General features: G+C 41.9%; 32 protein-coding genes. 4 read left to right on the top strand and 28 right to left on the bottom strand.

All coding sequences use genetic code 11. The features are described 5' to 3' along the window. Positions 1–11: 11 nt before the first annotated feature. From SB660_RS17730 to SB660_RS17690, 9 genes are read right to left on the bottom strand one after another with little or no spacing between them, the layout of a single operon-like run. A complete protein-coding gene (locus SB660_RS17730) occupies positions 12–935 on the bottom strand; it encodes a YmfQ family protein (RefSeq protein ID WP_410583560.1) in 924 nt (307 codons plus the stop codon). After that, positions 919–1,968: a baseplate J/gp47 family protein gene (locus SB660_RS17725; RefSeq protein WP_058013851.1), complete on the bottom strand. Its 1,050-nt coding sequence runs from the start codon at positions 1,966–1,968 to the stop codon at positions 919–921. The genes SB660_RS17730 and SB660_RS17725 overlap by 17 nt, the downstream gene beginning before the upstream one ends. Continuing rightward, the gene (locus SB660_RS17720) at positions 1,961–2,383 is read right to left on the bottom strand and encodes a DUF2634 domain-containing protein (RefSeq protein ID WP_012011034.1); all 423 of its coding nucleotides are present in this window, start codon (positions 2,381–2,383) and stop codon (positions 1,961–1,963) included. The genes SB660_RS17725 and SB660_RS17720 overlap by 8 nt, the downstream gene beginning before the upstream one ends. A 14-nt stretch (positions 2,384–2,397) precedes the next feature. Continuing rightward, on the bottom strand, positions 2,398–2,664 hold the full coding sequence (locus SB660_RS17715) for a DUF2577 family protein (RefSeq protein WP_012011035.1): 267 nt from the start codon (positions 2,662–2,664) through the stop codon (positions 2,398–2,400). Beyond that, a complete protein-coding gene (locus SB660_RS17710) occupies positions 2,661–3,671 on the bottom strand; it encodes an XkdQ/YqbQ family protein (protein WP_410583558.1) in 1,011 nt (336 codons plus the stop codon). Before SB660_RS17710 ends, SB660_RS17715 begins: the two co-directional genes overlap by 4 nt. Positions 3,672–3,682: 11 nt before the next feature. Then, a complete protein-coding gene (locus tag SB660_RS17705; RefSeq protein ID WP_003213616.1) occupies positions 3,683–4,351 on the bottom strand; it encodes a LysM peptidoglycan-binding domain-containing protein in 669 nt (222 codons plus the stop codon). Continuing rightward, the gene (locus SB660_RS17700; protein WP_410583555.1) at positions 4,344–8,477 is read right to left on the bottom strand and encodes a transglycosylase SLT domain-containing protein; all 4,134 of its coding nucleotides are present in this window, start codon (positions 8,475–8,477) and stop codon (positions 4,344–4,346) included. The genes SB660_RS17705 and SB660_RS17700 overlap by 8 nt, the downstream gene beginning before the upstream one ends. Then, on the bottom strand, positions 8,478–8,615 hold the full coding sequence (locus tag SB660_RS17695; protein ID WP_088002055.1) for a hypothetical protein: 138 nt from the start codon (positions 8,613–8,615) through the stop codon (positions 8,478–8,480). It lies immediately after the preceding gene. Between the two features lie 41 nt (positions 8,616–8,656). Continuing rightward, positions 8,657–9,097, bottom strand: coding sequence for a phage tail assembly chaperone (locus tag SB660_RS17690; protein WP_012011040.1), 441 nt, complete (start codon positions 9,095–9,097; stop codon positions 8,657–8,659). A 152-nt stretch (positions 9,098–9,249) separates the two neighbouring features. On the opposite strand from SB660_RS17690, the gene SB660_RS17685 reads away from it, so the two are divergent. Further along, entirely contained in the window at positions 9,250–9,339 is a 90-nt protein-coding gene (locus SB660_RS17685; RefSeq protein ID WP_080772987.1) for a putative holin-like toxin, read from the top strand. Positions 9,340–9,624: 285 nt separating this feature from the next. On the opposite strand, the gene SB660_RS17680 is transcribed toward SB660_RS17685, so the two are convergent. The 18 genes from SB660_RS17680 to SB660_RS17595 all read right to left on the bottom strand — a co-directional run bounded on the left by SB660_RS17680 (position 9,625) and on the right by SB660_RS17595 (position 20,889). Beyond that, positions 9,625–10,068 carry a phage tail tube protein gene (locus SB660_RS17680; protein WP_058013848.1) on the bottom strand — a complete coding sequence of 148 codons (444 nt, stop codon included), beginning with the start codon at positions 10,066–10,068 and terminating at the stop codon, positions 9,625–9,627. A gap of 1 nt (position 10,069) precedes the next feature. Then, positions 10,070–11,416 carry a phage tail sheath family protein gene (locus SB660_RS17675; protein WP_058013847.1) on the bottom strand — a complete coding sequence of 449 codons (1,347 nt, stop codon included), beginning with the start codon at positions 11,414–11,416 and terminating at the stop codon, positions 10,070–10,072. 3 nt (positions 11,417–11,419) lie between these two features. Further along, positions 11,420–11,632, bottom strand: coding sequence for a YqzN/YkzM domain-containing protein (locus tag SB660_RS17670; RefSeq protein ID WP_003212736.1), 213 nt, complete (start codon positions 11,630–11,632; stop codon positions 11,420–11,422). Further along, the gene (locus SB660_RS17665; protein WP_058013845.1) at positions 11,619–12,074 is read right to left on the bottom strand and encodes a hypothetical protein; all 456 of its coding nucleotides are present in this window, start codon (positions 12,072–12,074) and stop codon (positions 11,619–11,621) included. Before SB660_RS17665 ends, SB660_RS17670 begins: the two co-directional genes overlap by 14 nt. Before the next feature lie 4 nt (positions 12,075–12,078). Next, positions 12,079–12,576: an HK97 gp10 family phage protein gene (locus SB660_RS17660; protein ID WP_061409434.1), complete on the bottom strand. Its 498-nt coding sequence runs from the start codon at positions 12,574–12,576 to the stop codon at positions 12,079–12,081. Then, entirely contained in the window at positions 12,573–12,929 is a 357-nt protein-coding gene (locus tag SB660_RS17655) for a YqbH/XkdH family protein (RefSeq protein WP_180310199.1), read from the bottom strand. The genes SB660_RS17660 and SB660_RS17655 overlap by 4 nt, the downstream gene beginning before the upstream one ends. After that, positions 12,926–13,309: a protein YqbG gene (yqbG, locus tag SB660_RS17650; RefSeq protein WP_061409436.1), complete on the bottom strand. Its 384-nt coding sequence runs from the start codon at positions 13,307–13,309 to the stop codon at positions 12,926–12,928. Before yqbG ends, SB660_RS17655 begins: the two co-directional genes overlap by 4 nt. 13 nt (positions 13,310–13,322) lie before the next feature. After that, positions 13,323–14,246, bottom strand: a complete 924-nt coding sequence (locus tag SB660_RS17645) for a phage major capsid protein (RefSeq protein ID WP_061409438.1) — start codon at positions 14,244–14,246, stop codon at positions 13,323–13,325. A gap of 22 nt (positions 14,247–14,268) precedes the next feature. Then, positions 14,269–15,357 (bottom strand): XkdF-like putative serine protease domain-containing protein, encoded by a 1,089-nt coding sequence (locus tag SB660_RS17640; protein ID WP_410583550.1) that lies wholly within the window; start codon positions 15,355–15,357, stop codon positions 14,269–14,271. Positions 15,358–15,395: 38 nt separating this feature from the next. Then, complete coding sequence (locus tag SB660_RS17635; RefSeq protein ID WP_061409440.1) at positions 15,396–16,853, bottom strand: phage portal protein; 1,458 nt, start codon at positions 16,851–16,853, stop codon at positions 15,396–15,398. Then, a complete protein-coding gene (locus SB660_RS17630) occupies positions 16,850–18,163 on the bottom strand; it encodes a PBSX family phage terminase large subunit (protein WP_199800811.1) in 1,314 nt (437 codons plus the stop codon). Before SB660_RS17630 ends, SB660_RS17635 begins: the two co-directional genes overlap by 4 nt. Next, complete coding sequence (gene terS, locus SB660_RS17625; RefSeq protein ID WP_169055585.1) at positions 18,160–18,804, bottom strand: phage terminase small subunit; 645 nt, start codon at positions 18,802–18,804, stop codon at positions 18,160–18,162. Before terS ends, SB660_RS17630 begins: the two co-directional genes overlap by 4 nt. 152 nt (positions 18,805–18,956) lie before the next feature. Beyond that, complete coding sequence (locus tag SB660_RS17620) at positions 18,957–19,475, bottom strand: sigma-70 family RNA polymerase sigma factor (protein WP_180310196.1); 519 nt, start codon at positions 19,473–19,475, stop codon at positions 18,957–18,959. A gap of 126 nt (positions 19,476–19,601) precedes the next feature. Beyond that, positions 19,602–19,808, bottom strand: a complete 207-nt coding sequence (locus SB660_RS17615) for an XtrA/YqaO family protein (RefSeq protein ID WP_012011053.1) — start codon at positions 19,806–19,808, stop codon at positions 19,602–19,604. Continuing rightward, on the bottom strand, positions 19,805–20,206 hold the full coding sequence (locus tag SB660_RS17610) for a RusA family crossover junction endodeoxyribonuclease (RefSeq protein WP_410583547.1): 402 nt from the start codon (positions 20,204–20,206) through the stop codon (positions 19,805–19,807). The genes SB660_RS17615 and SB660_RS17610 overlap by 4 nt, the downstream gene beginning before the upstream one ends. A gap of 50 nt (positions 20,207–20,256) precedes the next feature. Beyond that, a complete protein-coding gene (locus SB660_RS17605; RefSeq protein ID WP_410583545.1) occupies positions 20,257–20,499 on the bottom strand; it encodes a hypothetical protein in 243 nt (80 codons plus the stop codon). Next, positions 20,477–20,629, bottom strand: a complete 153-nt coding sequence (locus tag SB660_RS17600; protein WP_180310195.1) for a hypothetical protein — start codon at positions 20,627–20,629, stop codon at positions 20,477–20,479. The genes SB660_RS17605 and SB660_RS17600 overlap by 23 nt, the downstream gene beginning before the upstream one ends. After that, positions 20,626–20,889 (bottom strand): helix-turn-helix transcriptional regulator, encoded by a 264-nt coding sequence (locus SB660_RS17595; protein ID WP_410583542.1) that lies wholly within the window; start codon positions 20,887–20,889, stop codon positions 20,626–20,628. The genes SB660_RS17600 and SB660_RS17595 overlap by 4 nt, the downstream gene beginning before the upstream one ends. Before the next feature lie 159 nt (positions 20,890–21,048). On the opposite strand from SB660_RS17595, the gene SB660_RS17590 reads away from it, so the two are divergent. From SB660_RS17590 to bioB, 3 genes are all read left to right on the top strand, one after another. Then, positions 21,049–21,426, top strand: a complete 378-nt coding sequence (locus SB660_RS17590; protein ID WP_180310194.1) for a helix-turn-helix domain-containing protein — start codon at positions 21,049–21,051, stop codon at positions 21,424–21,426. Positions 21,427–21,625: 199 nt separating this feature from the next. Further along, positions 21,626–21,976, top strand: a complete 351-nt coding sequence (locus SB660_RS17585; RefSeq protein WP_003213146.1) for a hypothetical protein — start codon at positions 21,626–21,628, stop codon at positions 21,974–21,976. A 162-nt stretch (positions 21,977–22,138) separates the two neighbouring features. Next, positions 22,139–23,134: a biotin synthase BioB gene (gene bioB / locus SB660_RS17580; protein WP_058013833.1), complete on the top strand. Its 996-nt coding sequence runs from the start codon at positions 22,139–22,141 to the stop codon at positions 23,132–23,134. 41 nt (positions 23,135–23,175) lie between these two features. On the opposite strand, the gene SB660_RS17575 is transcribed toward bioB, so the two are convergent. Beyond that, a complete protein-coding gene (locus SB660_RS17575) occupies positions 23,176–23,649 on the bottom strand; it encodes a stress protein (RefSeq protein ID WP_339163680.1) in 474 nt (157 codons plus the stop codon). Positions 23,650–23,887: the final 238 nt, after the last annotated feature.

Below are 23,887 nucleotides of genomic sequence, written 5' to 3'. Positions count from 1 at the left end.
TGTGATCCTCCTTATAGCTCTATTTTTTGAGAAGTAGCTGCTAGCATTTTTGATCCGTCCAGCGGAACAAATCCATCGAGAATCCAGTAATGATCCTTAATCAGTAAGCTGCCGCCCTGTTCAGTTTGGACATGTACTGGCAGACGGAACGTCATCTTCTTCTTGGTTTGTTGCTGGAGCTGATTTTTTGTGCGTACAGTCAATGCCGCTCCTTGCTTCGTTTCATTTACTGCTCCAGTCATGACATAATTCATTCGGTATGTGTTCTCTGACTTATGCTGAAGGGGCATTCTCAACTTCAACGAATGCCGGAAACGAGCCGGAACCTCTGTTGTCCCTCGTGTTCCGCTCAGATAAAACGTACCATTTAATACAAATTCACCATTGAGTAAAATCGGGATATGATCGAAAAAACCCACTCTGCTTCGCAGTGTGAGCCTCCCGTGATGATCATTTTTTTCATGTACATCAGTATGATGAAATGCAGTGAATGTATAAGCCAAATGAGCTGGCTTTAACGTTTCAAGTATTTCTACAATATATCTAGTGTTTTGCAGATCATCTAGGTTCACACGTAAGGCGAAATGATAGCGATCGGTGGTCAGACGGATGATGGCACTTGGATTTTTGAGAAAGCGATTCACCGATTTCTCTAAAGAAAGATACGTGATCGGTGGAATGTTTGACATCATATTGAGTAAGCGTGCTCTGCGAAGTTCAATGGAATCATCTGATTCTCGCTGCACCTTCAGCAGTCTTTCCCATCTATTCAATCCCCATGTCGCTGTCAAAGGGAAGAACTGATCCGTTAAATCGAAAATGGATTCATCCAATTGCTCAAACTCTGGCGCTTCTGTTTTGAGCAGGTGATCGACTTCATAAATCTCTGTAAAATATGGCGGCAAGTAGTCTTTCATTTCATCCTGTTTGCTCAATAACCTTCACCTGCCTCAGACGCGGTATCTCAATGTCCTGTAACACTAAGTTTTTTGACTCTCCATTCAATAACACGTTTGCATAATCTGATACACTTTCTGAATGGTACAGAATGTCATTTAATGCGGACATTCGAATGGTACTCTTTTCAAATGCGATTGATTTCAACAGCGCTTTGACCTTTTCTTCTATTTCTTTCTGCGCTCCTTCAAGGGTCCAGTCCATTTGAAGTTCGACGGATACTTCTATGTCAATATCCAGCCATTTCGCGCTTTCGACGGTCGCTTTTGAACCGATAGGCGCTTGTCCTTCTCCTTCGCCTGGTACTGGGTCGATGTATTCCTGTACTCTTTTAACAAGAAGATCTGATGCAACATCTAGATTGCCGTCTGTGATGACAATTTTAACTGTTCCTTCTCCATTCCAAAGTGGGAATACTTTCGCCCTGCCAACTCCTGTCACTTCCTCAGCCCATTTTTTATAATGCGCCTTGTTGGCACTGACAGCCTCCCGCCTAGCACGTATTAAGTAACGATCGTATAACGAAGCGTCATCTTCTTCCTCTTGTCCGGGTATCACCAAATCTTTCATGATAATTGATTCTAACCCAGGGATTGTATCAAGTGAAAGCAGCGGCTGATCTGTCAATTGACCATTGCCGATCTTGCCAGGTGTCTCGCATTCTAGCGTGCCATCAATCGAATATTGGAAATAGACGTCTTCAATAAAAAAACGTGAGCCAGCTGGAATGTTGATATCGTTAGGCTGAATAGCTACGGACCAAACCGCTTTAGTCGCTGGTTTTCTTTCAATTCCTACTTCAGCGGCCCGCCGATCTAGAAACTCTCCTTGTGCTGTATCTGCAAAGACCAGCTCGAATACTTGATCAAGCCAAATATAGGACTGGGCCAATTCAGCGGCAGCAGGTGCCAAGGCATTCCAGATGACACTGTTTTCTCTTTTATCTATGTCATCCGGCAGTCTGTCTAGCATTCTTTCCATTAATGCTTCGTACGTTTGTTCCTCAAACATCGCTCTCCATCACCTCCTCTATTTCTAATGTGCCTTCATCTGTGACAATAGCTAGCTTGACATGAAACGAGTCATTTTCCTTTGTGACCTCTATCTCTTCAATATGATCAATCCGTTCGTCGACAATTAATGCTTCCTCTAGCAGCCTCGGAATCTCCATTTCTTTGTATTCATCCGTGGCTTCTGTATCCGTTAAAAGCTCCTGAATTTCAGTGCCAATGTCGTGGCTGTAGATAGGATGTGCATACCGCTCTGTCCTAAGTGTCATATAAACGAATTGACGAATTGCTTCAATCCCTGAAATGGTTTCACCTGTCAATCTGCCAGTTTCGACATCTATTCGATATGTCGTCGAGGTTTCCACCTCTTCGTCTTCTTCTGTTTCCTCAATTTCTTCCTCTGGTGAAAGTGCCACGTTCATCACCTCCCTTACAATTTGTCGATGATGTAGAAGGATTGCCCTCCTGCCATTGCCAGCACCATAATGCTGTCACCCCTTTTCAGTTCATCTTCCTCACCCTTATTTAGGCGCTTTGGCCAAATCAGTAATTCTTCCGGAATGATCAGTTTATGGTTGTCATTTAACCGGATGCTTACAGGAGAAACTGCCGTGACTTCTCCAACCACCAGATCAATTGGAGAGGCAGCGTCTACAGCATTCACTGCTAATCGTTTAATCGCTTCACTTAACCTCACGCTTGATCACCCTTTGGAATGGAATTTTTCTCAACGACATCAATTGTCATGGTGTGTTTCACTCCACTAAATTCATGTTTGTCTTGATCGATCCAGTACGTTTTTTTCACGTCGATTTCAGGGATTTTCAAATAGATTGGAAGACCGCTTTGCAGTTCAGGAATGCCTAGCGCTTGGATGCTTTTGACTTCTTGTTTCACACCTTTTTTCTCTGCCAGCCGTACTTTGGCTCTTTTTTGCAGCTGCGGCTGGTTAATTTGCCCTGTAACCGTCTCAACATGCTGTAAAATGCCGTATTTACTCTGACCTGCTTTATCCTGTTCGACCACTACAATCTCTGATTTGCTGCCTTTTTTCTTATTTTTCCCCTGTTCATCTGCAGACGTGCGCAGCTTGACACGAGTGGCTGTTTCTTCAATCGAGGTGCTGTACTGATAGCCAATGAGATTGACACCTGATTCAATGACCCATACGTCCTCTGGATCTGGCCAAGCCCTCAGCCCCATCTTTCCTTTAGCAGAATAGATTTGATAGTTTCTGCCCGTTTGCCGCTTTGTTTCTTTTAATGCTTTCAGAATCATGTCATATAGGCTCGTATCATTTTTAAACACTAGTGATTTGATGACATGACCTGTATTGGCGATAGAGGTCATTGGAATTTGAAAGTCAGCCCCAATCCGTCTCAAGATTTGATCTGCTCTTTGTTTTGAAAAAACATAGACATCTTGGTTTTTCACCAAATATTGAAGCATGTCGTATGCCGTAAAGGTCAGTTTCCCTTCAACAGGCGTCCGAGAAAACACAATGCCTCTGAACAGCTCTTTCCCTTTCCATTTAAAAAGAACCGTGTCCCCTTCTGAGACACGGTAATATGTTTGACTGCCTTGCTTAGTGATAATATTTGCTTGGATAGAGCGAGGGGCTTGATACCTTTGCCCCTGAAGTGTCACACTCTCTGTGACAAGCTCATACATGGTGCCGCTTCTGATGGCAAAAAGCTCGATCAATGCCAGCCCCCCTATTGTGGTATTTTTAACCTTTGTCCAGGGAAAATCCAATGCCCCGGCTGCTTAATATTTCGTTTGCTTCGTTTAATCATCGCTAATTTGTTGGCATTCCAAATACGCCGCCATTTTGTACTGTCGCCATAAAACCTGCCTGATATGGCCCATAGCGTATCCCCTTTTTTGACGGTGTACATTTTTGGTGGTGTTTTTGAAGGCCGTTTCTTTTTCGTTTGTTTTGCTTTTTTCTTTCGTTTGATTTTCCTAGGCGATGCGGTTTTGTATTCCTTTAACTCGATCGTAAATTCACGATCGCCAATATCATATGATCCTTCTTTATGGGTGAAGCTTTCAATGCTGCACGTCATATTGATTTTTGTCCCCGTTACAATCAGCCGCACAGACTTCTTTGAACGCATCATTCGTTCTATTTTCGCTATCGCATTCTCTGGTGATGGAATGCTTTTATATTCAGCAATTGGCGAATATTTCTTAGGAAATAATGAAGTGAATGATACTTGCTTTGCCGATGGGACATCAATAAAGGTTAGTTCTCCAAAAGAGGCAACCTTTACCGTTTCATTTTGTACGTTATTTGTGATTTCAAGTTCGGATGGAAGGACAGGGAATCGCAACTTGTCCTTTCCTTGGGAAATCCACAATTGATACACTGATTTACCCATCAATCACGACCCCCTTCGTTCCTGTATGAAGCTCTACTTCCAGTTCATCTACGAGCATTTGTCTAATTTTTTCGACAAGCGATTGCTGATCTTGTCCATTATGGAAATGCTGGTCTCCATTGAATTGAATCGTGATTTGTTTATTACCTGGCGATGCAGTACGACTAGAAGACTGAGCTGAGGTGACTTGCTGCATCTGTGATTCCGGTAAAGGAGCAGATGCATTTGCTGGATCATATACTTGCATCCCAAGTGCCTTGGCTGCCTGCGTTAATAAATACCTTCCGCGAATGCCTCTTTCTTCAGGTATGATCCATTCGCGTTTGTTTCCTTCACCGACTCTAGCAACCTGCTCCTGAGTAATCAGTCCGCCATTTGCGTAGCCCTTATAAGGCCCGCCTCTTCTCATACTTCGTAATCCCGGTGTATTGAAGACTGTTCCATATCTGCCCTTAATGTAGTTAATGGCTGCTACGGCATTATGAATTGGGTTCCAAATGTCATTCATGCCTTTGCCTTTATTGGAGTTAAACGTTGGTCCAATGGTTTGCATTAAGCCTTTAGAAGGCGTTCCCTTCTTGGCGTTTGAATCCCATAAGTTGATTGCTCTCGGATTTCCATTCGATTCATGCTGCGCAATGGTCATCAGACCTGGAAGCCAGTTCATCGATGTGCCAGTTGCCATGAGAGCTGCCATGAGCCATTGCTGAACACTAAGACCTGAAGCCCCCATACCGCTGAAAGCGCCAATTAATGAACCAGCCTGATTTTCAGCAAACTTTTTCACATCCACTGAGTCGAGTCCTTTGACGACACCGATTGATGCGAATTTCCCAAGACTCATCATGACGCGTGAAGGGGAATGAATGTCTAATTCCTCTCTAAACGCCTGCTCTACTTTCTTCGCCATTTCTTTGGCAGCTTGTGTGACTTCACTAGCTTTTGAACGCATGCCGTTGTTAAAGGCATCCATCATTCCTGAGCCCCAGCCCGGTGATTCTTGTTTTGCTTGTAGAAATGGTTGTTTGATGTGCTGATCTACGTATTGGCTAGTACCAACTGATGTGGCATTTTGACCTGTGGCAAAACCACTAACCGTTCCAGAACCCCAAGTTGGTGATGCTGTCATCACTTGTTGGTATGGTGCTTTTACACGACTTTGCAAAAAGCTGTCTGTTCCTGTTGGTGTCACCTGCTGACCATTCGCAAAAGCAGCAACTGTTTGCTGACCATACTTACCTGAGTCTGAAGTCAATTGACCAAAAGGCTGCTGAATATTCTTTTGTTTCCATTGATCAAGTGTAATCACTTTTTGATTTAATCCTTGTTCAAAATCCTTATTAAATTGCTCGCCTATGCTGGAGGCTTGAATGTTACCAGTCATCGAGACCGATCCGTCTATTGAACCGACAGAAGATGATGAAGCTACTGCTGTAGGCGCTGGAGAGCTTGATACTTGATTTCCAGCTGCTCCGCTTGGCATAACAGACATTCCAAGATGAGAAGCAGCCTGAGCAAGCAGCATCTTCCCGCGTCCTCGGTTATTTTGAGTTGGAATGACAAATTCGTTACCTGCTTCACCGACCCATGATAGGGTTGGCTGGGTGATATAGCCGCCTGTGGCATTGTTATCGGGTTTTTTCTTCCCAACAATCCAATTGATGACTACATCTACAATACCGCCTGCTTTGTCAAAAATCTTTTTAACCCAACCAAACGCTGCAGAAAACCCATCACCAATAGCTTCTGCTACTTTTACAATCGGCTTTTGAATGTTGTCCTCAAACCATTTGGATAATCCACCCCATATATCTGTCACCAATTTATACGCTTCTTCAAACTTTTTACCGAAACTGTCTTTAATGGTTCCTACCGTATCTACAAGTGGATTCCACACATTTTCCATAAACCATGTCGATACAGCTCCAAAGATTAATTGTATCTTTTTCCATGCATTTGATAATGCTGTCCAAATCCCTGTAGCGACTGTAACAACTGCACTGCTCAGTGGTGTCCAAACGTTTTCAATAAACCAACCCGCCACTGCACTGAACGTTTCTTGAATCCATGTCCATGCATTGACTAGGCTTGACCAGATGGTCGTTGCTACCGTAACGACTGTGTCGCTGAGCGGTGTCCAAACGTTTTCGATAAACCAGCCTGCTACTGCACTAAATGTTTCTTGAATCCATGTCCATGCATTGACTAGACTTGTCCATATGGTCGTTGCTACCGTAACGACTGTGTCGCTAAGAGGTGTCCATACATTTTCAATAAACCAGCCCGCTACTGCACTGAAGGTTTCTTGGGTCCATGTCCATGCATTGACTAAACTTGACCAAATGGATGACGCTACTGTGACAACCGTACTGCTTAATGGTGTCCATACATTTTCTGTGAACCAAGCCGCGACTGTTGACCAAACTTCGACAATTTGATTTTTGATTTCAATGGCTTTTTGGCCAATCTTTTCAAATCCGCCGCCATCAAACCATTTTCCAATTGTTTCACCGATAGATTCTCCGCCCATACTTCCAGCGATGCCGCCTACTAGACCGCCGATGGCTGTACCTATCCCTGGGACTACGCTTCCAATAGCTGCACCTGCTGCAGCACCTGCCATTCCGCCGGCGATGCCGCCTCCAGTCGTACCAATCTTTTCACCAGCATTATCTTTGTTCATACCGATTAGATTTGTTGCACTAAGTGCACTTCCTAGAATAGGTACTTTCTTTAATAACTTGCCGCTTCCTTTCCCTATACTTTTCATCGCTTTCCCTAATCCACTTAACCCCTTGCTACCTTTCACTAAACCCGTCAGTCCACCAGCTGAAGCTGCGATACCCGCACCTTTCTTTAGTCCATTAGGGATTTTTCCAAATAATTTACCTGCATTAGTTTTCAATTTCCCTAATCTACTTTGAGGTCTTCTATTCAATTCGGCTCTTGATGCAGCATTGGGATTACTTGTCTGTCTTGGTGAGCGACCATTTCGATTTTTAGTTTTCGTAGAACCTCCCCTGCTTAAACCTCTTGCACAACAGGGGCAACAACTATTGCGAAACAAGCCTTTTCCACCTCGTGACTGAGGTTTCGTTTTGGGAGCTGGATTTGAAGGTGTTGATGTTGGTGCTGTTGTTGGTGCTGTTGTTGGTGCTGTTGTTGGTGCTGTTGTTGGTGCCTGAGTGGTACTTTCACTTGATTGATCACTTGCACCTAAGAACCGATCTAATACATTAGTCACCAATTGATCTAGTTTTTTTTCAGGATTAAATTTAATTTTCTCTTTAATTCTTCCGATCACATCTTGCTTGTACTCTTCTATTTTATTTTCAACCCAAGGAAGTGCCTTTTCATCCCAAAACTTTCTAGGACTCAATTTTTCCTTCACTTTATCTGCAACGTCACCTGCATATTTTTGAATTTCACTTAATCCCTTATTGGCAAGGTTCTGGATCCAGCTCTGTTTAGGATCTTCCGTTTTCACTGACGGACTAACAGCCTCAGGTTCTTTTTTTATGTTTTGTTCTTTCACAACTGACTCTGCTTGATCTCGTTTTTTCAACTTACTCTTTGCATTGTCTTGAACAGACACTCTGATTTCGTGTTTAGACATCGTCAAACTTTTGAGTGTCTTTTTGATTCGTTGAATTGCAGCGGTGGCTTGGTCAACCATGTTTAATCTCATATAGTACGTTCTGTTCATGAGCTGATAGATAGATTTTTTCACCTCTGACATTTTACCTGACAATTGATCGTTTAGCTTAAACGTCAGCATAATGGGGTTTGTTCCCGCTTGCTTTAAACGATTTATACTGGATTTCATGACATCTAGCCCCTTCGCTTGAATGGATATGACCAAGTGATTTGGGAGCATATTTAACTGATTGTTTAACGCTTTAAGATCACGAAAGATTCCTTGATCCAGTCTCATGGAAATCACTGACATTTTCCGAAGCGATAAACTGAAGTTTTTTAATTTCTTGTCATCTATATCCAGGTTTATTTTCACCGGTTTTCTAAATGGTTTGAGCTGCTTCTCAAATGTTTGAAATCGCTTTTGTATTCGCAGCAGCTTCTTCGATACTTTGTCTTCTAATTCAAATCGTGCAGTGAGTTTCGCCAATTATTTCCCTCCTTTCTTTGCTTCTTTTTCTAGCATGTCTAGCTTGTAGCTGATGAGTCCGAATAGGAGTGCTTTGAACGGTCTTGGTGATTCGTATAAATCTAGGAGTTCAGATGGGGAGTAGTGAAGCTCGTGCATGGCGTAATATAAAAACACGGCTTCTTTATCCCCATCTTTTATTAGTTTTTTGCTGCTTCTTCTAAATCTTCAATTTCGTCTTCAAATCCGTTGATTTCAATGGCCTTGTTTAACCAGTTTGCGTATTCACCGCCGACAGATAATACACGTTTTGCGACTTCAACTGGATCTTGTGTGCTGTAGGCTTCTCTTAGTTCCTTCGAGCGGAAATCTGGATAAATAGTCGATTCAATGGCAATACGTGCGTAGAAGCGCTGGCTGTCTAAGTCTTTCACACGGCCTCTTCCTTTGACATTTTTGAAGGTCGTGTTTTCTTTTTCCAGTTCATCAATGCGTTCAGTTGTAATGGCTTTAAAGACAAAAGGAATGACATTCCCTTTTTTATCAACAAAACGCTTAGAGATTGGCACTTTGACCTCTTCCGCTTCTACTGTTTGTCCTGGCATAAAAAATGAAAGATCAAATGTTTGTTTTTCGCTCATGTTTAAAAACTCCCTTTGTTATGTTTTTTTAAATGCAAAAAAGCACATCCATTTTTGAATGTGCTTTCCAATCTTTTCATGTATAATTTAAATTGTACAATTGAACGGCTAGCTCAAGGGTGTCTGGCTCATCCCCCGATAGGAAGGGGGTGATGCTCATGTCAACATTTCAAGCACTAATGTTAATGCTTGCTTTCGGGTCATTTATTATAACCCTGTTGACGTATATAGACAAAAAATAGACTCCCCCTTGAGCTTTGGTAGGTAAAAGGGAAGTCTATCCTAAAGTATCCTATTCGATTAGCCAGCCCCTTGAGGGCCAAATTGTACATTGCCGGGATGTTGACGCATCCTGGCTTCTTTTTATTTTATGCAAAGTACTTTGCATGTAAACATATTTCTAAGAAACTTTTTGGGGTTACACAGTAACTCTTTTGTAGCTACCCTGTAACTATGAAAAATTATACCATATCGTTGAATAAAATAAAAACAACATATATTTTCGTCACTTGCCTGCCTTTTGTTCATTAAAAGGAATTCTTCAGCTTTTCAGGAAGATCAAAGTCCTCGAACGTAAACGGCACTTCTTCTTCAAGTGCTTCTGAATCGACATCCAGTCCAGCAATTTTAGCTGAATCGAAGTTGACATCAAATAATGTTACACGCTCAGTACCTCGGCCTGATGATTTATCGTCAATCACCGCTTGAAGAGTGAAATAAGGATCTTCCCCTTTTCTCACATAGTTGAGCATTAATTGAACGAAACGAGATGTAACTTTATAGAATGTGGCCGTTCCTGTTCCATTTGCTCCTGTTGTTTTATGACCAGTCATTCGGCGGCCCATCACGTTGACTTCTGATTTGTTTTTCTCCACGTTTGCTTCAAACGTTTTGATAAAGGCAAGCTCCTCACCTTCTAAGAAAAGACGACCCTCTTTACCTGAAATTGTATTTTGCGCTTTAAAAGCCATCTTACTTCACCTCCACATTGAAATAGAATTTTTCTGCTGCATCTACTGGTTGAACAGCTAGATCGATGATAAAACCATCACGATCTTCATTGAGACCGATGACAATATCTGTTTCTGAGTTAAAGCCTGTAATGCCGCTGCCATCTTGAAGCTGTGTGAGATACTGTGTAATCAGTGTTTTCACAAGCTGTACTCCATCATCAGATGCTGGAATGTCATTGCCATTGGCTTTGCGTAATTTAATCAGATTTTTTAATTCAAACGTTAAATCATTGTTGATGGCATCAAGCACACGAATGATTTTATTTTTCGCCATTTGCTGATTCTTTTCAGCTGTGAAGCTTGTTAAAGAGTTAATATCTTTTTCAACACTCACCGTGCGGTCTCTCGCATCAAAGGTGAAGAGGAACTCCCCTTGGGATAATCGGTATTCTACTTGATCATTATCAAGGCGTTCTAATGTATCTACTGCTCCTTCGTATTCAACAAAGGTGAGTGACTGATTGAAGTTTGCACCTGCACTTGCTCCTGCAACCCAAGCTGTTGTTTGAGCAGGTGTTAGTTCTGTTCCATCTTCCAGCACAACACCACTTGTCACATTGATAATGCCTTCTTGGTCAGCTGCATAGTTTGCCACAACGCCTTGCACCTTACGTCCTTGCTTATCACGTAGACGCTCGATAAATGAAGCGAAGGTTGCTTTTAATTGCTCACTATTATCGACTGGGAGCGCAATGACATCAAAGTATTCTGTTTCTGCTGCTTCTAGGAAAGCTGTATAATCTGCGACACTTGCCACACCGTTTTTTCCGCCGCTTAGTGCCACACCAGCTGTGATAACTGCTTCACCTTCACCAGAAAATTGAACATATTTGTTTTTCACAAGATCTTTGACATCCGTCACAATCTGCTTATCCACAATATCTGTTCCAAGATAAGTAATGACGTCACGTTTTGTGCTGTCGAGTACATTTTCTGCCACTTGGATGGTGATCTCATTTCCCTTTAGACCGCCATAATTGGCTGTGACCACAAAGTTTTCTGAGATTTCAGCTTTGGCTGGCTCCCCTTCGTTTAGACGGTAAAGCAAGACCGTTTGCGCTTTTTTCTTTGCTTCACGGAAAAGAAGAAGCGACTTGTCATCAATATTGAGTCCAACCTTTTTATTTAAGTCTTCCATATTGGAAACGGAAATAAAGTTTTTTGGTTCTCCCCAGCTCATCACAAGAGGAAGTGCCACCGTACCTCGATCGCCTAAAGTAATTCGCTGCTCTGCTGTTGTTTTAAAATTAAAGTAAATGCCAGGACGCTTTTTCTCTGTACCTGGTGTAAATGTGCCTCCGTTCATCCTTTAAACCTCCTTGGACAAAAAAGCATCAATGTGCTTTTTCGCTTCTGTTTTTGTAATTGGTTGATGTTTGATATAAAAAAGAGCACCTTCAAGGATTTCTGGTTTAACCCCAAAAAGATCCTTACTGTGCTCCTTTAAGGCTTCAAATGAAAAGCCAAATTCTTTTTCTTCGCCAGCTGTTTGGGCAGGCTCTGCTTTTTTAGTCTTGCTCACGTTTGATCACCCCATCTGAAAAATTGATGTCTTCAAGGCTCGGTTGTTTGTCTCGGTTGTACCAATAACTGCTATCCCACGTCAGGACAATCGCTGCTACGCCTTGATCTAACATTCTGGTTTCCACTCTTTTTATGCGGACATAATCATCAAGCACCTCTCCATCTTCACTCATCATCTGAATCATTTGACGATCAGCAAGCAATGCATCAACAATGATTTCTGCCGCGTCATGCGCTTTTTCTGAATTTATATGAAACACTTTCACTTGCAGCGAATAAGATTTCATAAACGTAGATACCGTATCTGGACCGCTGATCACTGTTACGGGCGGCACATAAACAGATGGTACTTGAAAATGCTCTGGCAAAAGTCGATCATACATTGTTACAGGAAAGTGTGTGTAAATATAATGCATGATTGCCCCGACTTCTTGATTCATTTCATCACCTCCCAAAATGTCGATCGAACCAGCTTTGAAGCTTTCGATCCAGCGACTGCTCAAACATTTGCTCATAGAGCATGACAGCATGATCCCAGTAGCCATTTCCATCTATCCATTGAGAAGCAAGCATCATTCCTGTCTTTGCATTCGGATCATATTCAAAGCGGCTGCCAGCCCACCTGCCAGGCACCCATCTTCGCTCTCCACTTGAAGAAGTAGCATGTCCATCATTGACATAAGAGGCATACTCAAGCTGGGTTCCCACTTCAAGTGTGAGACCACCTTTTGACATGAGAAAGTGATTCTCCTTGTCTCCTTGCGTAAAGGAGCTTAGAAGCCGGCCTGTATCGACAGCATTCTCCTTGATTAGCTCATCCTGAATGATGTCCAAAAGCTCTATGCCCATGTCCTCTAGCCAAGCTTGATATTCTGCTTTTAAGCCGCCGGCACACGCTGTTTCCAGCTGTGAAAGCAGCCGGTCAAGTCCATCAATTTTCATAGATTTTCCTTCCTGACTGCCATCACTTCAATGTGATGATTTTTCACTATTTTGGGCTGCTGCAATTTAAGTGAGACGCCGTTCCACGCCATTTTGTCATGCAGGCGAATATCACTCGCTAAAGGAAAATGGACAAGATAGGACTGATAAATCACTGTATTCGGCTCTTCTTGCACAAGTGACTGATTCTTTTCTATGACATAACAAGCCAGATCTGTCAGGCTAGGCGCATCAGGATAGGAAAGAGTCATTTGTAAGTCATCAGCTGGAATCCCGAATTTTCCTCGGGAAGCCTCCTGATGTTCAAGGTGAAAAAGATCACAGCGGTCTGTTAAGAGAGATTGATAACTCATAATGATCTCACCTTTAATTTGGTACTGCCACGAGTTAATGATGGTTCAATGTAATCGACAAGCAGGGCATATACGTAAGGTTTGCCTTTCACTTGATCAGCTGCCTTCGCATATGAATAATCACCCATTTTCTCTGACGTAAAGCCTTTCATCATAGATTCATCATCATTCAGCATGGCAAAATATTGGGCCATTTTTAATAAAGCGATTCTTGCGTTTTCAGGGAGGGGCTGATATTTCCCGCTTGAGAAATCATGACCTACGATCTGAAATACCGCAGCTTCTGCTTCGATAATATCTGCTGTCAGTCTTTCTACAGATCGATTTTTCACACGCTCAAATACAGAATAGGCTTGCAGTTCTTCAGGAGAAATAATCATGGCCTGCCGTCACCTACTCTTTCACTTTCATTACTTTTGCTACAGCATCCTCTTCCTCAAATTTGCTGTCTAGCTTCGCTGTCAGAACAATAATAAATTTCCGGCTGCGAATATCTTTTTCTACTTCAATTCGAATATGACGAGAAAAACCTACGATAATATTTTTAGGGTGCGTCAGCAAAATATCTGATACGTCTGTTCCCGCTTCGTCATATGGCTGCATATTGGCAAGGCCTTTGACCGGCACACCGAATGCAGAAGAAAGTCCGCCTTGAATCACCGCATCTCCGAGAGTTGTCTGACGGTTTGCTACTTGATCCTTCCACTCCACCTCTAAACTTGGGGATGTGTAGAAACGGAAATCCTGAGGTACACGTAAATATTTTGACGGCATCGCTTTATAGGCTTGTTTCAACATTTGGCGGCTAATTTCCGCTCCATTTGCATCCACAATATGAGATACTGCTTGTTTTCTCACACCATCCATTTGGGCTAAAAACGGGTCTGTTGAAGTCGTATCCCCATTGACGATGAGTTCTTCAATATCAACTGCTGCTCGTTCAGCCAGCATTTGCATAATTGTCTGCTGAATTCCGTCTTTTTCAATATTGTTTTCAATGCTGTCGTAGGTCATATGAATTTCTGCAATGACCTCTTTTGCATTGAGCTGGACAGTGCTTGTCGCTGGGACAACACGGTCTTTCGCATCAAGCGCTTGGCCTTCTTCTGCTGGACGCAAAATACGCTGGCCAAAACCGATTTTTTCGATTTTTTGTGAATCACTTTCCATCGGAATGATGCGTGCATCATTTAAAACGGTTGGTGTGTTTTGCATCATTCTAATGAATGTGTTGGATTGGGTTGCGTTCATGAGACCGCCGGTTTTTAAGCTGGCAAGTGTCATTTCAGCCTTGCGAATCAACTCTTGATTTCTCACACTGTTTCCTCCTTATTTCGGCTTATAGTAAGCCATCCCATATGGGTTTTGTCGTGTTGTTTTGTGTATCGTGGATTGTTTGTTTTGATATGCCCCTTGCCTTTTCGAGCATGTGAATCCGCTCTGAAATAGGCAAAAGCTGCTGCTCAAGCACTTCCTGCATCGCTGCTTTTTCTCTGCTGGCTGATTTCTCTAAGGAAGAGAGCTGATGACGAATCGGTGCAACGACTTGTTCGAGCACTTTTTGGACAGGTTCTTCCCCTGTTTGTTCTGTTTCCTGTTGTTCAGCCTGCTGTAAGACGTTTTCAATGGCCTTTTTTGCTTTTTCAAGCTCTCGCACTTGATCCGTCGTCAAAGCGGCCTCTTCTTTTTGTACGTCTTCTGGCCTTTCACCAATCGTTTGAAGTACATCCTCTGTCTTCAGGATGTCCTGCACGATTGGAATAAGCTGTTCTAAGGCCGCTCTTACATCCGCCTCATCACCATCACTTGACTGTAAGGTTTCCTGCAGATGGTCTAAAACGTTCCAAAATGGTTGTGACATGTTTGCACCTTCCTCTTTTAAAAAGAAATTTTTCAGCAAAGAAAAAAGCCCTCTCTCATTTGTGTCTTGAGATAGAAGCTGATCTTGTTCTCCTATGGCGACGATGTCCGCCGTTCCAGCCATTGAATAGCCTGTAATGTGGCCTTTTTGAATTTGATCCCAAATCTCTTGGGAAGCCTTTGTCACAAGCACCCAAGATCCTTTGCGAATCAGCTCCCCGCCCACTTCAACATCAGCCGGAGCAATATATGATTCAACCACTTCGCCAACACCATCCTGAAAATCATGCTGCTTGTCAATATAACGTGCATCCTTCATAAAGCCGTGTGCTGCTCTTTCAATTTCCTTGGCTGTCATAAAGTCTTGATGTGCATCAGGCGTATTCGGCTCATACACGACACCATACACGAGGCGATGAGCATCTTCTGCCTTTGTCAGGACACTGACCTCCTTTTGAAAGTCAGGCCGCTTTTTCTTTGCTTTCATCAAAAAGAATTTCTTCTTGTTCGCTGCTTTGTCCACGTAGGAAACATGCGTAATTTTAGCGTTTTTTAGTTCTCTTGGCATATGTTCACCCCCTTTCAAAAAAGCGCATCCGCTTCTGTTTATTTCGTCAGCTGGTCCGGCTCTGGTTGAGGCTTTTCTTCAGCTGATTTCATGCGGCTTTCTAAAGGTCGATGATACAGTTCCTCAGGCCATTCCTCTAGCGTTTTCCCAAGAATTCTTCCTGCTAGATCGCGCAAATCGTTAGGTGACACTGCCCCCGCCTGAATAAATGGCGTCAGTACCTTCGCAATCTCTAATGGGTCTCTAAAATCAGGACCATTTAATAGAAAACGGACATGCCACATATCAAGATCCGGCAGGAAGAGAGTATTGAGTTTTCCTGTGATGAGATGCCGTTCTGGCTGAAATACCTGCTCTTCTGTTGTTTTACGCGCTGTATCTGCCGTCGCTTTGTTATAGTCTTGAGACTCACCTGTGTAAATTGGCGGCAGACGAAACGCAGAACGGATTTTGTTTCTTGTTTTTTCATCGTATTCTAAAAAGAGCGCATCTTCTTGCAGGATCTCGGCTAGAGATTTGAAGTTTACTTTGACATTTGAGACATCTTCTTCTCCCGTTAACCCTTTTTCTGTCGGCAGACCTTCAACTTCAAGCAATAGAAATTTATGCGCGTGATCAGATCCTTCAATATCATCCATATAGTCTTGAAGCTGCTGATAAGAGGATTCTGACAACATGCCATTTTCGACAATGATGGCACCTGGTACATGCCGCCCTTGTTTAAAATAAAGATAGTTCAGTTCCTCTGCCTTGCGTGCTCCGTACATATTGACGATGTTGCCAATCCAGCGGGGAATCCCATACGTTCCACTGCCAATTTTGAAATGAATCACTTCTGTTGCGCGAAGCGGCTCTGGTGTGGTGTCATCGTACTTGCCTGTTTCACAGTTCAAAATGCGCGGATCACCATACTCCTTAAAGAAGACTTTCTTTTCGTTGATCACCTGCACATATTTGCGGAATCTTTTCTTTCGATTCATTGTCTTTAATTCGCCATTTTCTGTGTAGCTGAATTCGACATCGACTGGCTCACTAAGCTTGCAAATGCGGATATGAAGCGCATCTAAATACTCGATTCCTGCCGGCTTTCCCTGTCCATCTCTCAGCACCTCTAAAAAACCATTGCCCGTTTTCTCTCGGTCTTCCAGGACATAGCCAAGAATCACATCAGCGGACTCATCATAGTTCATGTACTTCGTAAACTCTTCAAGTCTTGTCCATTCCTTTTCTGCGGCTTTCTTTTTTGCCGGTTTTACACCTTCTGCATTAAAGTCAAAGGCGTATTCCACCCCAAATCCAAAGCCTAAAATATTCGTTTTGTACGCATCAATACATTGCTGAAGAATGGTTGAATATTCTGCCATGCTTTTTAATTCATTGATGTTGTATGGCGGGGGAACAATGTCATCTTTTTCATAGGAAAATTCATCTGCATACATTTGTTTTGTATGATCAGACATGTTTGCCTTCATAATCGTTGCTTTCAATTGTTTCATTGTATGGACCTCCTCTCTCTGTTTGGACGGACACGCTCTGAGGCGGTCTGTTTCAAATCCGTCACTTCATAATCATCCAGCGCATACCAGATCGCTGATAATGTGTGCGGATCGATTTGAAATGCATCTTCCTCTAAACGTCCATCCTTATCTGCCTTATAGGTCAGTGATTGAAGTTCATAGATTGTGTACGGACAAGCATCAGAGCAAATGATTTTCTTAAACCGTTTGATCTTTTTCGTATACTGCAAACGCGAGCCTTGGAACTTATGTGCTGCCACCATTTGAAATCCACGCTGCCGAAAATAGTGAATGGTTTTAGGCTCGGCTGCATCGGCTTTGATGAGTTCCTTTGATTCAATGAACTCTTTTAGGTCAACAGCTGTTTCATCATCTGTTTTCCCGCGGTCGTAATATTCCCAGTAAATATATAAGTACTTTTTTTCATGGTCGACGGCTAATCGGATGAGCGCATTGTATGATTCAACAAATCCAAAATCCATGCCTGCTCGTTTTAGCGGCCGGTCCATCTGCTGAATCGCTTCTAATACATCAGCATGATTTCTTACCTCAAATTGAGGAAAAACCTTTGTTCCATTGATGCCAAAATAGCCCTTCCTCGCAATTCGATAAAGGTCTGGGTCGTATTCTTTCAGCTCATCAAGCTGCTTCACATAGCTTTTAGGGAGAAATAGGTTATCTTCCGCTGTGGAGTGATGATAGTACGTATCCTTGATCACAACGGTGCGTTTTTTGTATAAGGTTTCGTCATCTAGGACAAATCGCTTCAGCTGTTCATCTCGAAAAAAATGTCTGTACGTCCAATTATCTTGACCAACAGGATTGGTCGATAACATCATATAAAGCGGTAAAGACGGGTGCCTCAGCCTTCCAAGCAGCTCTTTAAAGCCTTCATAAGAAACCTCTGAACACTCCTCAATCCAAATAATCGAGATGTTGTTAATCGATTTTAATTTCTCAGGCTTGTCCAGCCCTTTGAATAAGATGCTGCTGCCATTTCGAAACGTCAAGGCAAGCGGCGAACTGCGGCACTTCACCACATGATCGATGCCAAGATCGCTGACGATCTCTTGTAATAGAGAAAAGGTTGATTCGCGGTGCGTATCATAGACTTCTCGAATGACAAGTGCTGTCCGTTTTTCTTCCAGCAGCTTTAAAATGAGTTTTAATGCAATGTGATAGCTTTTAGAGGAGCCGTAACCGCCTACTAAAAATTGAAACTTCTGATTCCAATCGAATAGAAAATGTTCAAAGTGAGGATTGACTTCTTTTTCAATCAATGGCGTCATGAGTTATCCTCTTTTCGCTTGATCATGATGTGAAGATCTTCCTCTTTTTCTTCGCGCACTGCTTTTTTTGTTTTTTCGATGGTCAGTTCAATTTGCTTTAGTCTTAATCTTCGTTCATCCTTCGCATGTGCAAGCTCTTCAAACTGTTTAATGAGACGCCTGAGCTCTCCCATTGCACGAGATTGGGCATTTAAAAAGGTAGCATGCCGATCCCATGAAAATTGAAACGAATATTCTTCTGTGCTGATTTCTTGTTCTGACTGAATGCCTTCTACTGTTTCTTCTAATGAAGAAGGCATGTATGCCGCCTTTTTCAGCTCTTTGATCATGTCATCTTGATCTGACACATACATGATTCGCTGCGCCCGAATAATGGCAGCATATTGAATTTGAATTTGATCCCAGATTAAATCAAGGGATGTACGCCCGCCCATTTTCTCCATGATTTCAATTGTTTCATCTGAAAGAAACTGATTGAAGATCGAGTGTGCCTGCTTTGACGAACCTTTTTGCCTTTGCCATCCGTATCGTCTTTTCCATGATTTCACGGTATGGATTGAGACATTGTAATGATCAGCAATTTGCTGGTACGTCATCCCTTTCATATAATCTTGCTTGGCTCCTATCCGTTTATCTTTCATTTACATTCACCTGCCGCCTCCTTTTAATTCGAACGATTTCCTGTGAAGGAATCATTTGTGTAGGGCTAGCAAACATCCGTTTGGTCTTTCTAACTATAGGTGGCAACTGTAAGACAAGTGCTGCTCCATTTATTTTGCAAAAGAAAAAACGCCTATTCAGCTGCTTCGAATAGGCGTTCTTGTACTTTTTTGGACATCTTTGTCCGAGCTCTCTCCATATGTTTTTGGACAGTTCCTTTTTTCACATCCAGCATGATCGCAATCTCGTTAAACGATAATCCTTGCGTTGTGTGCATGAAGAATACGTCCTTTTCTCGGTCCGTTAAAACGGACAAGGCTTCATCAATTCGTTTCTTGTCCCGCTCACTGAATTCTCTTTCATTTTCTTGGATAAGTGTATATTCATGTGATAAAGCCTCTAACACTTCTGGATTTGCCAGGATGGTGCGCTGATAGACTGAACGTCTGTCTAATCCTCTGCGTGCGCCTGGCTGCCTGCCAATTTGAAGCCATTCCACCACGTATTCGAGATCGCTGACCATACTAGCGATAATTTTTTTATCATGCTTCTCTTGATCTGACAGCTGTTTGTCTTCTTTTTCTCTAAATGGTTCATATCTTTTTCTAGCATCCTTTAAAGCTCGTTTGTATTCGATGAGTAAATCTTGCATGCTGGCTCTCTCCCTTTTTTAAGAAAATAAAAAACGGACACCAATCAGTCCCCTTTTCATAGGGTCTTGATCAGTGTCCGCAGGCTTTCCGTCTTGGACGTATGATGTTGTGATCTATCCAGTAATCTAGCTGATTTTAAAACCAATCTCGTGATCTACTCTTGCAAAATGACCTTTTGCCGTTTGTATAATGGTTTTTCCATGTTCAGGTACATCTATCTGATAAGCCGTTCCTACATTCCCATCTAACACGATGACTTGGATTTTTCCTGTTTCCATCTCACCGACAAATGTCTGGTTTTCTTGAATGAATAATTGTTTTGGCTCGTTCATATGCTTGTCTCCTTAATTGGTGAGGACTTCGTGCCATCACCTATCGTATTTAAAATGATTTCAATTCTTGGACGCATACTATAAAACTGGGAAACTCTTAAATCAACGATCTGTAGAGGGGCCCTATCCGCAATAGAATGAAGTGCTTCTTGAATATGGTGCAGCCGCGGCTGAAAGATGCTGACGTTCACTGGGCGTATCAAACCTTTTTCTGCGTATGTACGCTTGATTTGACAGTCAGCTATGTCAAGCGGCATATCGTCAAATAAACGAATCTCGAGTGATAGTGCGTCTTTTATTTTCTGCGGGCATTGCGCTTTTGCAGCTGCTCGTATTCTTTTTATCAATGTATCTTTTGTGAACAAGAACTCTGTCTCAATGATGAAATGGATGACCATGTTATGATCTCCCGTCATCCTTTTCCCACTGACGAATGTCTTGTTCGTTTTTACTCGCTTTTAGCAAGCATTTGAGGATTTCCATGATTTCCTTCCATCGTTTCATGTCGTCTTGATTCCTCCTTTTTTGCTTCAGCGAGCTTTTCCGCCAAGAGGGTCATGTATGTTTGCTTGTCTTCTGATGTGGAAAAAACAAACACCGGTTTCTGGTGATGAAAGGTCATCCAGCCGCCGGCTTGGACTAAACAAAGCTGCGCTTCCTTTCTGGCATCAAACGTCATCTGATGTTTCATCTGCTTCAAATCCCTCCAGACTCTCCTCAATCTCTGCTTGATACCCATAACATGTCATGTCATATGACCAGAAGCTTTTTGGATATCCAAAGTCATTTATCTGCGCTACCATTGGATGTTCAATATTCATTTTGTTCGTCTCCCCTTTTCAAATAAATGCTCTTCTTTTAAATAATTACTCATTTTGTGTAACTTTTGATCAAAAAAAAGCTCTTGAACACCCCTATTTAGCAAATCCGCAATATGCTTTGCTATTTCTAAGCTGGGCTTCGTTCTGCCCATTTCTATATTTGCATAGCCGCTCGTGTACTTATACCCTAACTTTTTCGCCATATAGGTTTGTGTTTTCCCTTGTAAAATGCGTTCTTCTCGTAAATTTTCAAGTTTCATCTTTCCACCTCTTACTCAATATGTGTAAGTTATATTCATTATGATAATATACACAAAACGAGTAAGTCAATCATTTTTTTATTCTTTTTGTGTAATTATTTATCTTTTCCGTGTAATTCATGATAAAATTTACTCATAACATGAAAAAAGGTGTTTCCAATGGATAATTTGACTGGAAAGATTTTAACTGAATTAAGAGAGAAGCATGGATGGAGCAAGTCAATGGTTGCTAAAAAACTCGGATTAAAGGCGATGTCCACTTATGCAAATTGGGAATATGGCTTGAGAAAGCCCGACGGTGAAATGATTGTGAAAATCGCCGAATTATATGGGGTCTCAACGGATTATCTTCTCACAGGTAAGGACAAAGGCGGAACTGATGCCGATCTTGCAGACGATCCAGATTTGCAAATTGCGTTTAAGGCTGCCTCCGATTTTTCCGAAGAAGCACGAAGACAAACCATCGATTTTATTCACTACATTAAAGAAAAAGAGAAACAAAAGGGCCGTCAGCCAAAACAGCGAGACGACGATTGAACATCTCTTTTCATAAAGCTTTACATTGCTGGGATGCACCCAGCTTTTTTTATGCCTATTTTTCCCCCTAAAAAAGAGAGACCTCATGAATAATATGTGACAATTTTCACTATAAATACTCTTTTTTTCATATATTTTAATTGACATATAATACTATTATTATTAATATATGTATATACCAAAAAAAGGAGTGTTACCGATGAAAAAATTAATGAAAGCTTGTACATTGTCTTTAGCTGCTCTAGGTGCTCTTACGTTCTTCCAAACTGAAGGTGCTCATGCAGCTGCCCAGCCAAAAGAACCAGTCATAGCAAAAGCTCCTATTATGAATAAAGTGATTACAGTGAACCGCACGCTTACTGTAGGTTCGTCAATCGCCGTCTCTCTTCCAGCCAGCCAAATTTCTGTGTCTGGCGCAACATATGCCATTCAATTAGATCAAACAGCTCCGAACTTCACTTGGATTCGTGCGGTACAACGCGGATCTGTCACAGTTTCTTACTATAATTCACTAGGCGAGCTTGTGATTAACTATATTACTGTTCGATAAGCTATAAAGCTTTACATATAAAAAGGCGATGATTTCATGATCATCGCCTTTTTGTATGTCTTCAAGTATTTTTGCAGACTTCATTTATCCAATGCTTGCCAATGACTATCTATTATGTTAACTTTTAATAAAAATGAGTTAACATAATGAGAGGAGCTTATGATGGGAAAACACATATCTTTGTCTTGGGAAGCGATAGCAGAGAAAGCGCTGAAAAATGAACGGATCACGCTGCAAGAAGGTCTAGATATTCTTGAAACTGACGATAGAGAATTATTATCTATCATGCATGCAGCCTACCAAGTACGATTTCATTTTTTTCAAAATAAGGTGAAATTAAATATGATTTTTAATGCAAAAAGTGGTTATTGCCCTGAAAACTGCGGTTATTGTTCACAGTCGATCATTTCAAAAGCACCGGTTGAACGATATACAATGCTTGATCAAAAAACGATTGTGGCTGGCGCGCGTGAGGCGCTCAAGAGAAAAGCGGGGACTTATTGTATTGTCGCGAGCGGGAGAGCACCTTCTCACAGAGAATTAGATGAGGTGACCGCAGCAGTAAAAGAGATCACTGAGACCATGCCTTTGAAGGTGTGTGCATGTCTTGGGTTATTAAATGAAGAAAAAGCAAAGCGGCTGAAGGAAGCAGGGGTTCATCGGTACAATCACAATATCAATACACATCAAGATCATCATGCTCACATTACGACAACTCATACATATCATGACCGTTTGTCGACCCTTGAGGAGGTCAAACAGTCGGGCATGTCTCCTTGCTCAGGGGTTATCATTGGAATGGGTGAAACCAACCAGCAAATTGTTGAAATGGCTTTTGCGCTCAGAGCCATTGATGCGGATTCCATTCCAGTCAACTTTCTTCATGCAATCGAAGGAACACCACTTGAGCATCAAGAACGAACACATCCGATCAAAGCATTGAAAGTGTTGGCACTCATGAGGTTTGTCAATCCAACCAAGGAAATTCGAGTATCTGGAGGCAGAGAGTTCAATTTACGGACGCTTCAGCCGCTTGCCCTTTATGCCGCAAATTCCATTTTCGTAGGCGATTATTTAACAACAAAAGGTCAGCAGGTTCAAACGGATCATCACATCATTGAAGATTTAGGTTTTGACATAGAAGAATGTGCGTTATAAAAAAAGTCTGCCGGTGAATCGGCAGACTTTTGACAATAAGATTAGAATCTTTTATGGAAATCAACAGTGCCGCTTCCTTCCTCACGGTCAAAGCTGCCAACAAATGTCCAGTTAATATAGCCGCCGTCACCATTATTGACGAACGTCCCATCTTCAAATACCCAAATACCAAACGTAATCCCATCATATTCAACACTATCATAGTAAACCACATTGTTCAGTCCGCTAAAGTCATGATCTTGGCTTAAGTTTTGGACAACGACGTTATAGTTTTGACCTGCTTCATAGAAGGCGCTGTACGCCGCATTTTTTACGAATCCATCACGATTTTGAGATGATTTTACTGCTTGTTCAATTTTATCGGCAATGGCTACTGGATCAATCGAGACACTTCCATCAACACCTGTTGTCGTTGCAGCTTCAGCCGTTTGACCAAAAGTCGTAAGAGATAGAGGGGCAGCAACCATTGACGTAGCGATCACAGAACTAACAAAAAATTTTCTTGTTTTTCTCATTACTTCTAACTCCTCCTTTAATTGGTATGTTTATGTACTACCCCTTCTCCTGTCTCTTAAACACTAATTTATGAAAAAACTTCTTTTTCTACCAATTAAGATGTTGATTTTACTGTTTAAAAGAGTTAAAACAACAAAAAACTACTCTTTAATAAGAGTAGTTCAGCTTGTAGACAAAGTCTACAAGCTTTTTTGTATAATAAGGGTAATAACACAAGTCTGTGGGGGATGAACATGT

This window comes from Bacillus sp. SIMBA_005 (genome assembly GCF_046535585.1).
Taxonomy (GTDB): Bacteria; Bacillota; Bacilli; order Bacillales; family Bacillaceae; genus Bacillus; species Bacillus pumilus.
Note: the sequence above shows the minus strand (reverse complement) of the source record. Positions and strands in the feature narration are given on the sequence as shown.

Excerpts from the sequence above, each read along its gene's own strand:
- SB660_RS17725 (WP_058013851.1), bottom strand. The coding sequence starts at position 1,968 with ATGTTTGAGGAACAAACGTACGAAGCATTAATGGAAAGAATGCTAGAC.
- SB660_RS17705 (WP_003213616.1), bottom strand. The coding sequence starts at position 4,351 with ATGGGTAAATCAGTGTATCAATTGTGGATTTCCCAAGGAAAGGACAAG.
- SB660_RS17695 (WP_088002055.1), bottom strand. The coding sequence starts at position 8,615 with ATGCACGAGCTTCACTACTCCCCATCTGAACTCCTAGATTTATACGAA.
- SB660_RS17690 (WP_012011040.1), bottom strand. The coding sequence starts at position 9,097 with ATGAGCGAAAAACAAACATTTGATCTTTCATTTTTTATGCCAGGACAA.
- SB660_RS17685 (WP_080772987.1), top strand. The coding sequence starts at position 9,250 with ATGCTCATGTCAACATTTCAAGCACTAATGTTAATGCTTGCTTTCGGG.
- SB660_RS17680 (WP_058013848.1), bottom strand. The coding sequence starts at position 10,068 with ATGGCTTTTAAAGCGCAAAATACAATTTCAGGTAAAGAGGGTCGTCTT.
- SB660_RS17675 (WP_058013847.1), bottom strand. The coding sequence starts at position 11,416 with ATGAACGGAGGCACATTTACACCAGGTACAGAGAAAAAGCGTCCTGGC.
- SB660_RS17665 (WP_058013845.1), bottom strand. The coding sequence starts at position 12,074 with ATGAATCAAGAAGTCGGGGCAATCATGCATTATATTTACACACACTTT.
- SB660_RS17660 (WP_061409434.1), bottom strand. The coding sequence starts at position 12,576 with ATGAAAATTGATGGACTTGACCGGCTGCTTTCACAGCTGGAAACAGCG.
- SB660_RS17655 (WP_180310199.1), bottom strand. The coding sequence starts at position 12,929 with ATGAGTTATCAATCTCTCTTAACAGACCGCTGTGATCTTTTTCACCTT.
- yqbG (WP_061409436.1), bottom strand. The coding sequence starts at position 13,309 with ATGATTATTTCTCCTGAAGAACTGCAAGCCTATTCTGTATTTGAGCGT.
- SB660_RS17640 (WP_410583550.1), bottom strand. The coding sequence starts at position 15,357 with ATGCCAAGAGAACTAAAAAACGCTAAAATTACGCATGTTTCCTACGTG.
- SB660_RS17635 (WP_061409440.1), bottom strand. The coding sequence starts at position 16,853 with ATGAAACAATTGAAAGCAACGATTATGAAGGCAAACATGTCTGATCAT.
- SB660_RS17630 (WP_199800811.1), bottom strand. The coding sequence starts at position 18,163 with ATGACGCCATTGATTGAAAAAGAAGTCAATCCTCACTTTGAACATTTT.
- terS (WP_169055585.1), bottom strand. The coding sequence starts at position 18,804 with ATGAAAGATAAACGGATAGGAGCCAAGCAAGATTATATGAAAGGGATG.
- SB660_RS17620 (WP_180310196.1), bottom strand. The coding sequence starts at position 19,475 with ATGCAAGATTTACTCATCGAATACAAACGAGCTTTAAAGGATGCTAGA.
- SB660_RS17615 (WP_012011053.1), bottom strand. The coding sequence starts at position 19,808 with ATGAACGAGCCAAAACAATTATTCATTCAAGAAAACCAGACATTTGTC.
- SB660_RS17610 (WP_410583547.1), bottom strand. The coding sequence starts at position 20,206 with ATGGTCATCCATTTCATCATTGAGACAGAGTTCTTGTTCACAAAAGAT.
- SB660_RS17605 (WP_410583545.1), bottom strand. The coding sequence starts at position 20,499 with ATGAAACATCAGATGACGTTTGATGCCAGAAAGGAAGCGCAGCTTTGT.
- SB660_RS17600 (WP_180310195.1), bottom strand. The coding sequence starts at position 20,629 with ATGAATATTGAACATCCAATGGTAGCGCAGATAAATGACTTTGGATAT.
- SB660_RS17595 (WP_410583542.1), bottom strand. The coding sequence starts at position 20,889 with ATGAAACTTGAAAATTTACGAGAAGAACGCATTTTACAAGGGAAAACA.
- SB660_RS17590 (WP_180310194.1), top strand. The coding sequence starts at position 21,049 with ATGGATAATTTGACTGGAAAGATTTTAACTGAATTAAGAGAGAAGCAT.
- SB660_RS17585 (WP_003213146.1), top strand. The coding sequence starts at position 21,626 with ATGAAAAAATTAATGAAAGCTTGTACATTGTCTTTAGCTGCTCTAGGT.
- bioB (WP_058013833.1), top strand. The coding sequence starts at position 22,139 with ATGGGAAAACACATATCTTTGTCTTGGGAAGCGATAGCAGAGAAAGCG.
- SB660_RS17575 (WP_339163680.1), bottom strand. The coding sequence starts at position 23,649 with ATGAGAAAAACAAGAAAATTTTTTGTTAGTTCTGTGATCGCTACGTCA.